The 12,522-nt window shown below is 63.0% G+C and carries 11 protein-coding genes; 7 read left to right on the top strand and 4 right to left on the bottom strand.

Translation table 11 applies throughout. The annotated features are described in order from the left end of the window. The 6 genes from NLM15_RS31945 to NLM15_RS31920 all read left to right on the top strand — a co-directional run bounded on the left by NLM15_RS31945 (position 1) and on the right by NLM15_RS31920 (position 6,444). A complete protein-coding gene (locus NLM15_RS31945) occupies positions 1-720 on the top strand; it encodes an energy transducer TonB (RefSeq protein ID WP_254121738.1) in 720 nt (239 codons plus the stop codon). Between the two features lie 71 nt (positions 721-791). Then, positions 792-2,597, top strand: coding sequence for a putative porin (locus tag NLM15_RS31940; RefSeq protein ID WP_254121737.1), 1,806 nt, complete (start codon positions 792-794; stop codon positions 2,595-2,597). 2 nt (positions 2,598-2,599) lie between these two features. After that, complete coding sequence (locus NLM15_RS31935) at positions 2,600-3,193, top strand: hypothetical protein (protein ID WP_254121736.1); 594 nt, start codon at positions 2,600-2,602, stop codon at positions 3,191-3,193. Beyond that, positions 3,190-4,230 carry a peptidylprolyl isomerase gene (locus NLM15_RS31930; protein WP_254121735.1) on the top strand — a complete coding sequence of 347 codons (1,041 nt, stop codon included), beginning with the start codon at positions 3,190-3,192 and terminating at the stop codon, positions 4,228-4,230. Before NLM15_RS31935 ends, NLM15_RS31930 begins: the two co-directional genes overlap by 4 nt. Positions 4,231-4,358: 128 nt before the next feature. Continuing rightward, positions 4,359-5,819: an undecaprenyl-phosphate glucose phosphotransferase gene (locus NLM15_RS31925; protein ID WP_254121734.1), complete on the top strand. Its 1,461-nt coding sequence runs from the start codon at positions 4,359-4,361 to the stop codon at positions 5,817-5,819. 262 nt (positions 5,820-6,081) lie between these two features. Next, on the top strand, positions 6,082-6,444 hold the full coding sequence (locus NLM15_RS31920) for a helix-turn-helix domain-containing protein (protein ID WP_254121733.1): 363 nt from the start codon (positions 6,082-6,084) through the stop codon (positions 6,442-6,444). Positions 6,445-6,479: 35 nt separating this feature from the next. Here the strand turns inward: NLM15_RS31920 and NLM15_RS31915 are convergent, their stop codons facing one another. From NLM15_RS31915 to NLM15_RS31905, 3 genes are all read right to left on the bottom strand, one after another. After that, the gene (locus NLM15_RS31915; RefSeq protein ID WP_309144948.1) at positions 6,480-7,466 is read right to left on the bottom strand and encodes a GDP-L-fucose synthase; all 987 of its coding nucleotides are present in this window, start codon (positions 7,464-7,466) and stop codon (positions 6,480-6,482) included. After that, entirely contained in the window at positions 7,447-8,517 is a 1,071-nt protein-coding gene (gene gmd, locus NLM15_RS31910) for a GDP-mannose 4,6-dehydratase (protein WP_254121732.1), read from the bottom strand. Before gmd ends, NLM15_RS31915 begins: the two co-directional genes overlap by 20 nt. 68 nt (positions 8,518-8,585) lie before the next feature. Further along, positions 8,586-10,895, bottom strand: a complete 2,310-nt coding sequence (locus tag NLM15_RS31905) for an AAA family ATPase (protein WP_254121731.1) — start codon at positions 10,893-10,895, stop codon at positions 8,586-8,588. A gap of 1,009 nt (positions 10,896-11,904) precedes the next feature. Here NLM15_RS31905 and NLM15_RS31900 point away from each other — a divergent pair. Next, a complete protein-coding gene (locus tag NLM15_RS31900; protein WP_254121730.1) occupies positions 11,905-12,111 on the top strand; it encodes a Flp family type IVb pilin in 207 nt (68 codons plus the stop codon). 40 nt (positions 12,112-12,151) lie between these two features. Here the strand turns inward: NLM15_RS31900 and NLM15_RS31895 are convergent, their stop codons facing one another. Then, positions 12,152-12,409: a hypothetical protein gene (locus NLM15_RS31895; protein WP_254121729.1), complete on the bottom strand. Its 258-nt coding sequence runs from the start codon at positions 12,407-12,409 to the stop codon at positions 12,152-12,154. Between the last annotated feature and the right edge of the window lie 113 nt (positions 12,410-12,522).

The raw sequence follows: 12,522 nt of genomic DNA, 5'->3' as shown, positions 1-12,522 counted from the left end.
ATGGCTTGGGGCGACGACAGCAACGACGACGACGGCCCGCCGGCATGGCGGCGCTATCTGCTACTCGGCGGCTCGGCACTTGTCGTGGTCGCTCTGGTGGTCGGCGTCGTCGTCATGGTGATGAGCGGCGACAAGGATCCACCGCGCAAGGTGAACGAGCTTCAGGTCACGATGGTCCTTCCGCCGCCGCCGCCCCCACCTCCACCGCCGCCTCTGCCCGAGCAGCAACCGGAACAGCAGCCCGAGCAGAAGGTGATAGAGCAGACGCCGGTCACGGATGTCGTCGAGGAGAAGCCGGTCGACATCCCCAAGGACGCGCCACCCGATGCCGGACCGGATGCGACGCCGGGGCCGCCGGATCTTGGTCTCGGCACCGGGCCGGGCAGCGGCGGCTTTGCGCAGGGGAAAGGTCGTGGCGGCGGAGGGGGCGGGGGCAACGGCCGTTTCGGCTGGTATGCGAGCATCCTTCAGACGCAGATCGCGGCAGCGCTTCAGACCAATGAAAAAACTCGCGACGCAACGGCGCAGACCGTCATCAAAGTGTGGCTCGACAACTCTGGGCGGGTCACGCGCGTGACGTTGTCACCGTCGACGGGAGACAGCGCGCTTGATGCGGCCATTCGCGACCAGGTCGTGAGCGGCATGCGCGTGCGCGAACCCCCGCCGAGAGACATGCCGATGCCGATCGAAACGCGGCTCACCGGTCGAAGTCCGACCTGAGTGTGGTGAGACGAGTGACTATGAGTGAGTTGAGAGCAGGAAGAGGTGACGTCATGTGGCGTGAAATGAAGATGCGAGAGCTGGCAGCGACGGCCTTGATGCTGGTCTCGCTCGCAGCCCCCGCCGCGGCACAGGACGACGGGATGCCGCAGGGCAAGCGTCCGACCGTTTCGCGCGACGCGCCGCCATCGTCGAATGCGACGGTCAATCTGATCAATCTGCTCGTGAAGCAGGGAACGCTCAGCGAGGAGCAGGCGGCCACGTTGGTCAAGCAGGCCGACGACGAAGCCTATGTCGCCCGCCAGGCCACGCGCGATGCGGCGGCCAAGGCGGAGGGCGCGGAGAAGAAGGCGACCAGCGCCGCCGATGCGACGTCGCCGCCCGGCACCAAGCGCGTCACCTACGTGCCCGAGATCGTCAAGAAGCAGCTGCGCGAAGAGATCAGGGCCGAGGTGATGGACCGCGCCCACAAGGAGAACTGGGCCTCGCCCGGCATGTATCCGGAATGGGCGCAGCGGATCAAGTTCTACGGCGACATCCGCACGCGATATGAAGGAGACCATTTTCCGGCGGGTAACGCGCCGCTCACGAATTTTAACGCCATCAACACGGGCTCTCCATTCCAAGAAGAGAACAACTCGGCGCCCCCCAACCCATATTTTCCGCCGTCCTACAATGTCTCGCAGGATCGCAATCGCTTTCGCTTTCGCGCCAGGCTTGGCGCCGACGTCGATCTGTTCGATGGATTCACTGCGGGTTTGAGGATCGCGACGGGCGAGAACAGCTCGCCGGTCTCGACCAATCAGACCTTCGGCGGCAATGGCGGCAATTTCTCGAAATATGCGGTGTGGCTGGATCGTGCGTTCATCAAGTACCAGCCCGTGCAGGATGTCGTGGCTTCGGTCGGCCGGTTCGACAACCCGTTCTGGTCGCCGACCGATCTGGTGTGGTACAAGGACCTCGGCTTCGACGGCTTCGCCGTGCAGGCCAGGCATGAGGTGGAGGAGGGCTTCACGCCGTTCTTCGTTGGCGGCGCCTTTCCGGTGTTCAACACAGATTTGAACGCCGGCCTGAACATCGCGGATCTGCAACAGAACAACGTCGTACCGGTCAAGCTGCCAAGCCGTGACAAATGGCTGTTCGGTGCTCAGACGGGGTTCGCCGCGAGGTTCGATGCCGAAACCAATCTGACGATGGCAGTCGCCTACTACGATTTCACCAACGTCAGAGGGCGTCTGTCGAGCTCCTGTCTTGTCTATCTGGCGAGCGACACGTGCGATACAGATCTGTCTCGCCCGTCCTTTGCCCAGAAGGGCAACACCTACATGCGGCTGCGTAACATTCCGGACACGCTGGTTCCGGCTCCGACGTTCGATTATCAGTACTACGGTCTGGCCAGCGAATTCCGGCCCGTCGTCGCGAGCGCGCAGCTCGACCTCGCCCAGTTCAATCCGATCCACGTCATTCTGGATGCCGAGTACATCTGGAATACCGCGTTCAATCGATCCGCCGTTGCGGCTGTCGCCGTGCGCCCGACAAACTTTGCGGGGACGCCGGACGGCGGCCCGGGCCCGTACAACGGCGGCAACCAGGGTTGGCTTGCGCGCATGACCGTCGGCAACAAGGAGATCAAGCATCTCTGGGATTGGAACGCGCATGTCGGCTACAAATACCTGGAGTCCGACGCGACGGTGGATGCGTTCGCCGATTCCGACTTCGGTCTCGGCGGCACCAACCTCAAGGGCTACTTCATCGGCGGCAATGTCGGTCTCGGCGAGAACATCTGGGGGGCGGTGCGCTGGATGAGCGCGAACAATATCGCCGGCCTGCCGTATAAGGTCGACATCGTCCAGCTCGATCTCAACGCGAGGTTCTGATCATGCGGCTGTTGGGTCTGTCGTCCATTGCCGTAGTGGCGCTGCTCGTCTCGCCGGCCGCGCATGCGGATCAGGAAAGCGATCGCCTGCGTGAGGCGTTGCGCAGCGCCACGGCGCAGGCGCGCGCTGCCGAGGATCAACGTGCCGCGGTCCAGGCCAAGCTGACTGCGGCCGAGCAGGAGCGCGACCGCCTGCGCAAGCAGAACGAGGGTTATCGCGCCCAGGTCAAGGAAGCCGAGCAGGCTTATCGCCAGGCGGTGAAAGACTTCAACGAGCGCATCGCCGAGCGGGACGATTCACTGGAGAAGTGGAAGGCCGCCTACGGCGAGGCGGCGAGCGTGGCGCGCACCAAGGATGCGGAGCGCTCCAAATTCGAAGGCGAGGCAACGAACTGGAAGGCGAGTGCCAAGGCCTGCGAGTCCAAGAACGTCCGCCTGGTCAAGATCGCCGACGATGTCGTCAAGCAATATGAGGCGATGGATCCGATGGAGAAGGTGATCAGCCATGATCCCGTGTTCGGGCTGAAGCGGGTCGAACATCAGAACGCCGCCCAGGATTTTCGCGACAAGATCATCGAACAGAAGGCCAAGCCATGACCGGGACCGTTTTCAAGCTCGCGCTGCTATCCGGTGCGCTGTGCATTGCGGCGTCATCGCCGGCGCTGACGCAGACGCGCAATCCGTCCCAGCCCGTAGCCCCGCGCGCGACGCCGGCGCCGGCCGCTCCGGCGGCAGTGCAGCAGGCCCCCGCGGCGCAGGACAATTCAGCCGTGAGAGGTGGCGAGATCATCGCCCGGGTCGGCGACAGCGACGTCACGGCGGAGGAAGTGCGCGCCACCATCCAGCTTCTCGATACTCGCCAGCAGGCGGCGATGGCGCGCGATCCCGCGCTGCTGAGCCAGACGGTGCGTGCGATCCTCGCCAACCGCCTGGTGCTCAAGGAAGCCGCAACCAAGAAGTGGGACCAGCAGCCGGCGGTGGTGACGCAGCTTTCGCGCGCGCGCGACGCCTTGATCGTCGAGAGCTACCTGCAATCGGTCACGGCGCTTGGCGACAGCTATCCGAACGAGGCCGACATCAAAAGCGTCTACGAGGCGAACGCCAGCGCGTTCCTCGTTCCCCGCCGCTTCCGACTGGCCCAAATCGTGGTCAACCTCGCCAAGGACGCCGACAAGGCGGCCGAGGACGCCGCGCGGAAAAAGCTCGACGACATCGTGCGGAAGATCAAGCAGCCCGGTGCGGAGTTCGGCTCGATCGCGAAGGCATCGTCCGACGATGCGGCGACCGCGGGGCGGGAAGGGGAGATCGGCTGGGTCGCCGAGCCCGATATGCGCACCGAAATCCGCGGACAGGTCACCGGCCTGCCGAAGTCGGGCGTCACCGATCCGATCCGGCTCGAGGATGGCTGGCACGTCCTGAAACTTCTCGACACCGAGGCGTCGCATACGCGGCCGCTCGTGGACGTGCGAGATGCCCTCGTGCAGCGCATGCGGGCCGAGCGCATCGAGGCCAATCGCCGTGCCTACGTGGCGGAGCTCCTGAAGCAGACCCCGCCCGTCGTCAACGAGATCGCGCTGTCCAGGCTGCTCGAGCCTAAACCCGATGCGAAGCCGGAGGCTGCGCCGTCGCGCTAGCGCATCGGATGGCGATCCCGGGCGCCGTCATCGGCGGACGACACATTGGTTAATCGTCAGCAAAAGTATCATAATTATGGTACAATGCTCATGATATCGGGATCGCGAACCGATCCCGGGGGCGAATTGTGACCGATCTGACCAATACGGGTGAAACGACATCGGCGTTCGAAGGCCGATCGCGGGTCCGTCTTGCCATCCCGTTCAGCCTCATCGAGCCCTTGTTCGCGGCCGTGGACTGCTCGATCATCGTTGCAGCGGGCGCCATCGGCGGCATCGCCTATCAGCGCGCGCTTGGTGGCACCGCCGAGGATGCCTCCTTCTATGCCGGGCTTGGCCTGGTGGCCAGTCTCGCCTACGTCCTGGTCGCCCACTTCCTCGGTCTTTACCGGTTGAACCAGCTTCTGGAAGACGAACTCGGTGGCGGGCGGGTCTGGGCCGGCTGGTGTCTGGCTACTCTCGTCCTTGCGGTCGTGCTGTTCCTGTTCAAATCCGGCGGCGACGCATCGCGTGGTGCGGTCGTCTGCTTCTTCGCGATTGGCGGCGTCGGCCTTCTCGTCGCGCGCTGGCTGGGAAAACGACGCCTTCGCTTGGCGCTTGTCGCCGGCACGATCCGCGGCCGACGTGCGGTGGTGATCGGAACGCAAGGCGAGCTGGCCCAGTTCGGAAGGGGCGACCTGCTCGCCAGATTTGGCCTGCACGAGGTCGAGCGCATCATCTTGCCGAGCCACGAAGCGCCAAGACGCTCCGTCCCTGGAGCGATCCGGCACGATGATGCGCTGATGAAGCGAATACGGGACGCCGCGGCAGAGGAGATCGTGCTGGCGCTGTCCTGGTCTGGTCCGCAGCACATCGAGGCCTTGCTCGACCAGTTGCGCGTCATTCCGCTTCCGGTGCGTCTGTTGCCCGATCGCGCGGTGTCGACCGTGCTGCGCCACCAAGCCTCGATTCCTCAACGGCACTACATGGTGGAGGTGCAGCCGGCGCCGCTGTCGGTGCTCGACCGCCTGACCAAGCGGCTGCTCGACGTCATCGTGGCGGCGACGTCGCTGGTCGTGCTGTCGCCTGCGCTGATCGTCGTCGCGGTCGCAATCAAGCTGGAGTCGAGGGGGCCGGTGATCTTCCGGCAGCGTCGCCACGGCTTCAACGGCAAGCCCTTTGTGATCTACAAGCTGCGCAGTATGAGCGTCCAGGAGGACGGCGGCACGGTGGTGCAGGCGACCAAGCAGGATCCGCGCGTGACCCGCGTGGGACGTCTGATCCGCCAGACCAGCATCGACGAGCTGCCGCAGCTGCTCAACGTGATCCAGGGCCACATGTCGATCGTCGGGCCGCGCCCGCACGCGCTGGTGCACGACTACGAATACGGCAGCATGATCGCGAACTACGCCTTTCGCCATCACGTCAAGCCGGGAATTACCGGCTGGGCGCAGGTTCAAGGCTATCGCGGAGGCACACCGCGGCTCGAACTCATGGAGCGGAGAGTTGCACTCGATTTATGGTATATTGATAATTGGAGTCTGATATTGGATATCCATATCATTCTGAAGACGGCACTCGAACTGGTCCGGTCGCCCAACGCGTATTGACGAAATCTGTCCGGCTGCAATCGGCCTCGAAGAGGTGTCGTCGGAAAAGCTAACATTGGTAGATCCGGGAATGGTTCATTGGCGCGCCCGGTTGGAGCAGGGGACCGCCGCCTTATGATGCCTGGTCGCATCGGTGGTCGCATGCGCTAATGGGGCAGCCGGTCGATAGCCGGTCCAGGATTTGTCGCCGGCCTATTGAAAACGTTCACGATTCGCGCTTACTAAGTCCGGACTGGCGAGATTCTGGCCGGAGAGGACTACTATGGTTGGCAAGAGGCATGCCTCGGAGGAGATTTCGGCCAAGCTGGCGCAGGCCAACGAACTTGCGGCCAAGGGGAAGACCCAGCGAGAGATATCGAAGGCGCTAGGCGTCAGCATAATGACCTACCACCGCTGGAAGAAGATGCCTGGTTCTTCAGCACCGCTTGATGGTCGGCGCGGCGAGATCGATGACCGGCCATCCGGACCGAGCGACGCCAGCACTGTGGACACGATCAAGCGGTTAGAGCTTGAGAATGCGCAATTGCGACGTCTCGTGACCGACATGCTGCTGGAAAAGCTGAAATACGAAGAGGAGCTTAGGGCGCGCCAGGGCACGCGATTGCGGCGCCCCGACAACGGCTAGTGCCAGAACCGACCTTCCGGCCTGTCTTATCGTTTTCACGGGTCTAGCGTAAAACTCGAGACGGTTGGACGTGCTGCGGCTGGATGGTCCGACAGGTACGCTTCGTAGGCGCGCCGCAATCCATCCTCGAGCGAGGTCGTGGCGCGCCAGCCGAGCTTTGTGAGACGGCTGACGTCGAGCAGCTTGCGCGGCGTGCCGTCGGGGCGCGAGGTGTCGAAGCCGATCTCGCCGCGGTAGCCGACGATGTCAGCCACGACACGCGCGAACTCGGCGATGGTGATGTCCTCGCCGGTGCCGATGTTGACGAGGCCGGCGCCGGAATAGGTCTTCATCAGGTGCACGCAGGCGTCCGCCATGTCGTCGACATAGAGGAACTCGCGCCGCGGCGTGCCGGTGCCCCACACCGCGACGCGCTGCGCGCCCGCGACCTTCGCCTCGTGGAAGCGGCGGATCAGCGCGGCAACGACGTGGCTCAGTTCCGGATGATAATTGTCGCCGGGGCCATAGAGATTGGTCGGCATCACGCTGATGAAGTCGCTGCCATACTGGCTGCGATAGGCCTCCGCCATCTTGATGCCGGCGATCTTGGCAATGGCATAGGGTTCGTTGGTCGGCTCCAGCGGGCCTGATAGCACCGAATCCTCGTGCAGCGGCTGCGCCGCCAGTTTTGGATAGATGCAGGACGAGCCCAGGAACATCAGCTTCTCGGCGCCGGTCTGATGCGCCGCCTGGATCACGTTCGCCGCGATCGCGATGTTGTCGTAGATGAACTCGGCGCGCAGCGTGTCGTTGGCGACGATACCGCCGACCTTCGCCGCGGCGAGGAAGATCACCTGCGGCCGCACCTTCGCGAACCAGTCGAACACGGCGGCCTGGTTGCACAGATCGAGCTCGCGCCGGTCGACCGTGACGAGTTGCACGTCCTCCCGCGCCAGCCGGCGCGCAATCGCGCTGCCGACCATGCCGCGATGGCCCGCGACGTAGACGGTCTTGCCCCTCAGCTCAAACGGTGCGCTTGCCACGGCCGGCGTCCCGTTTTGCCTCCGCCAGATCGCTGGCCATCATCTCCGCGACGAGCTCGGCAAAGCTGCGCTTCGGCTTCCAGCCGAGCTTGTCCCGCGCCTTGCTGGCATCGCCGACGAGGAGATCGACCTCGGTCGGACGGAAATAGGTCGGATCGATCCTCACCACCGTCTTGCCGCTCTTCGCATCGACGCCGGTCTCCTCGACGCCCGTCCCGCGCCATTCGATGCGGCGGCCGACATGCGCAAAGGACAGCTCGACCATCTCGCGCACCGAGCGCGTCTCGCCGGTGGCGAGCACGAAGTCGTCGGGCGTGTCGGCCTGGAGGATCATGTGCATGCCCTCGACATAGTCGCGCGCATGGCCCCAGTCGCGCTTGGCCGAGAGATTGCCGAGATAGAGCGTGTCTTCGAGCCCGACCTCGATGCGCGCGACGCCGCGCGTGATCTTGCGGGTGACGAAGGTCTCGCCGCGGATCGGGCTCTCATGGTTGAACAGGATGCCGTTGCTGGCGAACATGCCGTAGGCTTCGCGGTAGTTCACCGTGATCCAGTAGCCGTAAAGCTTTGCGACGCCGTAGGGCGAGCGCGGATAGAACGGCGTGGTCTCCTTCTGCGGGATCTCCTGCACGAGGCCGTAGAGCTCGGAGGTCGAAGCCTGGTAGAACCGCGTCTCTTTCTCCATGCCGAGGATGCGGATCGCTTCCAGGAGGCGCAGCACGCCGATGGCGTCGGCATTGGCGGTGTATTCCGGGCTCTCGAAGCTGACGGCGACGTGGCTCTGGGCGGCCAGGTTGTAGATCTCGGTCGGCCGGATCTGCTGCACCAGGCGGATCAAATTGGTCGAGTCCGTCATGTCGCCATAGTGCATCAGGAACGGCACGTTGCCGACATGCGGGTCCTGGTAGAGATGGTCGACCCGCGCGGTGTTGAACGAGGACGAGCGCCGCTTGATGCCGTGCACGACATAGCCGAGCGACAGCAGATATTCGGCGAGATAGGCGCCGTCCTGACCGGTGATACCGGTGATGAGAGCGATAGGCTTGTTCATCCTAAAGCTCGCTCCCGCCGAAGCGAGATCCGGCGCGGCGCCCTTCAAGCGCTAAATCAACGGCAGCTCTAGCCGCCATTTCTGTAGTATCCATTTTGATAAACACCCGGCTGCTCAAATTTCTCGAGAACTCTCAGATCGGCCTTGTTCAGCACCACGCCCAGCAGGCGGTCGTGAAGGTCCGGCTCGGCCAACAGATGGCGCCGCACTGCCTTGATCCTGGTGCTTCCCCATTCCACGACGAATACGAAAGAGCCGATCACCGGGACGATCGCGCGAACGTCGACGACAGGTGCGATCGGTGGAAGATCGACGATGACGTAATCATAGCTTGCGCGAAGTCGATCGAGGAGGGTCCGAAATCCCTCCGACGCCAGCACTTCGTCGGAATGGACCGGCGCCTCGGTCAGGAGCAGAGGAAGCAGCGCCAGTCCCGTGGCGGCCTCTCGGCCAGTGACCTGCGCGAGATCGATCCTGCCACTCAGCACCTCCAGCCATCCGGCTGACGGTCGTGGGGTAAGCGAGCGGGCAAGCGTGGGATTGCGCAGGTCCGCGTCGATCAAGACCACGCGTTTGCCGGCATCCGCCAACAGGGACGCGAGGTTCGAGGCGACAGTGGACTTGCCTTCACCGGCGACGGTCGAAGTGATACCGATCAGCCTGTTCTCGCGGATGGTCGACTCCAGCCACGCGCTCATCTTGATTGCGCGAAATGCTTCGGTGAATACCGAGATCGGATCGTCGACCGCGCGTCGCTTCAACGGGTCGATGAATGCGTAATGGGGGGCAGCCGCCGCCACGTTCTCCACGGTTTGGGACGGTGAGTCTTCTCGATCGGCCTCATCGTCGAATCCGGCAGGGATCGATCGCGGAAGCGACGGTGCAAGAGGTGCCTGGCCAGTCGCAAGCGGGATCACCGAAAGACAGCGGACGCCCAATTCCTGCTCGGCCTGCCGTGCCGTGCGGAAGACACTGTCGACCGCCTCGCGCCAGGCTGCAATTCCAAAGCTCGCCATCAGCCCCATGGTGAGCGCGATGGCGAGGACGAATGACGCCACCGGTTTGCTTTTCTTCTTCGGCGCGACGGCAGGGCTGATCACGCGCGCATCGGTGATCGGAAACGACTGCTGCTGTATCGCCTCCATGTAGCGCTGCAGGAAAGTGTCGTAGAGCGTGTGATAGACCTTGGCGGAGCTTTCGAGCTCGGCCAGTCCAAGCCGATCGCGGTTTGTGAGCTGACCCTCCGATACCAGGCTGGCCAGCGACCGCTCCAAACTCTCCTCGCGCGTCCTGGCGATCTCATAATCGCTCTTGTAGCTGCCCGCGATCCGTCCGAGCTCGCCGCGGATATTTCGGCGCGTCTCCTCCATCTGGTCGCGCAGATTGATCGCGGCCGTATGGTCCGAGCCGTATCTCGTCGAGATGTTGGCCTCGCGGGCAGACAGGTCGACATACTGGTTACGAAGGCGCGTAATGACCTCGTTCTTCAGAATATCTGCGACGGCGCCTTCGCTGACGTCCATTCTCCGGACTTGCTCGATCCGGTCGAGCCGGGCTTTGGCCTCGCTGGTGGCGCCGCGTGCCGTGGCGAGCTGGCTGTTCAGCTCGAACAGCTGCTGTTCGCCGATAAGCCGGCTCGAAGCGCCGGCCGACACGTTCGGTCCGCCGAGATCGACGATGTTGTTCTTTTCCTTGAATTCCAGGACGGCGCGGTCGGCTGCCGCTGCCTTCGACTTCAGCTCGTTGATCCGGTCCTGCAGCCAGGCGCCTGCGCGGGTGACCGTCTGGTATTTCGCGCCGAGCTGGTCGTCGATATAGGCCTCGGCGATCGCGTTGGTGACCTTGGCGGCGGTCACGGGGCTGCGCGACATATATGAGATGTTCAGCGCATAGGTCTTGTCGCCGCGCGTGATGAAACGGTGGGCAAGAAACTCATCGAGCGCCCTCTGCTCACGTTCCTCCATCGTGTCGGAGGTGGCGTCCGGACGCGAGAACAGGCTCCAGCCACTGGCGAATTCCGGATCGTCGGCGAGCTTGAGGCTCCTTACGACGTCGAGGCCCAGCTTGCGCGACGCGAGAATTTCGACCTGCGAGCCCACCTGAAGCGTGTCGAGCGGAATATCGCCCTGCGGCTGCAATTGGTTCTGCAGGACCCGCAGCGTGCTGCTGTCGATCAAAAGCGTGGCGGTCGCGGTGTATTGCGAGGGAGTGACGAGCAGATAGGCCAGGGCGATGGCTATTGCCACCGCAGGCACGATGAGAATGACCCAATATTGCCGTCGGGCCAGTCCGGACAGCTGGTCGATCAAGGCCGACATCGAGGACGAAGCTTCTTCGCGCCCTGCGCGATAGTCGACACGGGCTCTGTGCGACGGCATGTCCATCGTCGATCACATCCTGGGCGAGTGGGCGGCTGCTCGGAGCAAAAGGGTGCTATCGCGACGGCAAGGAAGTCCCACCCGACCGAGGCATCTCGCCCTCTCTGGTTCCAAAGGCAGCGGGAGAGGCATTGATCGTCGCATAACTCTACCGGCTAGGAGTATCTCGGCTCATGGTCGTGTCATGACCAAGCACCGCTCGCTGAGCCGTGACGCCAGCCCCCGTAACGTTGATTGCCACTCTCTAGCGAACAAATAATACACATTTGCAACAGTTTGATATGAACTGATGCGGGATCATCGTTCGATATGTTATCTGTTGTTCTGGCGGATCCCGCTCTTAATCAGCGAGCCCAGCTTCGAGCCCAGGTGCGCCCACCGTTCAACGCCTTGGCCGGCGAGATGCTGAAGTTGAGCATCGCAAGTCGAGCTCCGTTCCTGTCCGATAGCGTCGTTGCTCAGCTGACAAGATCGGAATCCCGCGTCAGCGGCGCGCGATGGTGGGTCTCCGCGTGTGCACACGTGTGCGCGGGAGGATCGAGATGAAGCTCACCATTGCCAGTAGAGGCAAGCCCACGAGACCAGAGTCCTTTGGACGAGGCGCCGCGATAGGCGGCGGCTATCATCAAGGAGCCTCCGCGCTGCCGATACAATGCAAACGGGTGAGCGGCGGTTGCTACGTAGGGCGGTGCGTCTGAAAGAAGAGCGCCTTCCGGTTGAAACGTACAGCGGCATCACCAAGACGTCAGCTTGCGAGTGTTCGATCTGCCTGCAACTTGCGTGAGCGAATCTGCACATCTTTTCGTGCGCCGATACAGAAATTCGGTTTGACCGTATTACTACGTGTAGCCCCCGACTTCGGATTACCCAAGCGACGACCGAAGGACCAACAGAGGTAGGATCAATGAACGATGGCAGCACGACAAGTTTGTTGTTCAGAATGTCGGTGGCTGGCGCGAATTATCCGGCGGCCTCGTGGGTTAACCAATCTTAACAAGAGGGATGTCTTATGTCGAAGTTTTTTCACACGGCCACGGAATCCTTGAAGCAGCTGCGCTCGGACAAGGACGGCGTCGTCTCCTTCGAGTACGTGATCGTCGCCGCCTGCGTCGTCACCGTCGTGATCGCCGTGTTCAACGGTAATGGCGCCGGTACCATCAGAGGCGCGCTCAACACCGGTCTCACCGCAATCACGACTGCCATCGGCACGCTGTAAGTGTGGCTCCGGCGGAGGGCAGTCCCCTCCGCCCACTTCTCTATTTTGGAAGACTTCCTGTTTCTGCGAGCCGCATCACCCTATTGAAAATGTTGCCTTCGGGGATTTCTCCCATGTCCCATCGCATTAAATCCTCGGGCGCGCTGAGGCGCCTGGGCACGGATGACGGCGGCTTGATATCTTTTGAGTACGTCGCCGTCGCGGCCATTGTGGTTGCCACGGTGAGCGCCGTGTTCAAGGCGGCGACTGCCGGCCCCATCATGACTGCACTGACCAGTACATTGAACAGGGTCGGCACGGCCGTTTCAACGTTTGGTGGAGGTTAGTGCGAGCGTTCGGATCGGGGGACATCGACATCCGCGATCAGCGTTTTCCTAAGTGCTTTGTTTGATGAGTTTGAGGCGCGCGTAA

Source organism: Bradyrhizobium sp. CCGB20, from assembly GCF_024199855.1.
GTDB lineage: Bacteria > Pseudomonadota > Alphaproteobacteria > Rhizobiales > Xanthobacteraceae > Bradyrhizobium.
Note: the sequence above shows the minus strand (reverse complement) of the source record. Positions and strands in the feature narration are given on the sequence as shown.

Excerpts from the sequence above, each read along its gene's own strand:
- NLM15_RS31945 (WP_254121738.1), top strand. The coding sequence starts at position 1 with ATGGCTTGGGGCGACGACAGCAACGACGACGACGGCCCGCCGGCATGG.
- NLM15_RS31940 (WP_254121737.1), top strand. The coding sequence starts at position 792 with ATGCGAGAGCTGGCAGCGACGGCCTTGATGCTGGTCTCGCTCGCAGCC.
- NLM15_RS31935 (WP_254121736.1), top strand. The coding sequence starts at position 2,600 with ATGCGGCTGTTGGGTCTGTCGTCCATTGCCGTAGTGGCGCTGCTCGTC.
- NLM15_RS31930 (WP_254121735.1), top strand. The coding sequence starts at position 3,190 with ATGACCGGGACCGTTTTCAAGCTCGCGCTGCTATCCGGTGCGCTGTGC.
- NLM15_RS31920 (WP_254121733.1), top strand. The coding sequence starts at position 6,082 with ATGGTTGGCAAGAGGCATGCCTCGGAGGAGATTTCGGCCAAGCTGGCG.
- gmd (WP_254121732.1), bottom strand. The coding sequence starts at position 8,517 with ATGAACAAGCCTATCGCTCTCATCACCGGTATCACCGGTCAGGACGGC.
- NLM15_RS31905 (WP_254121731.1), bottom strand. The coding sequence starts at position 10,895 with ATGCCGTCGCACAGAGCCCGTGTCGACTATCGCGCAGGGCGCGAAGAA.
- NLM15_RS31900 (WP_254121730.1), top strand. The coding sequence starts at position 11,905 with ATGTCGAAGTTTTTTCACACGGCCACGGAATCCTTGAAGCAGCTGCGC.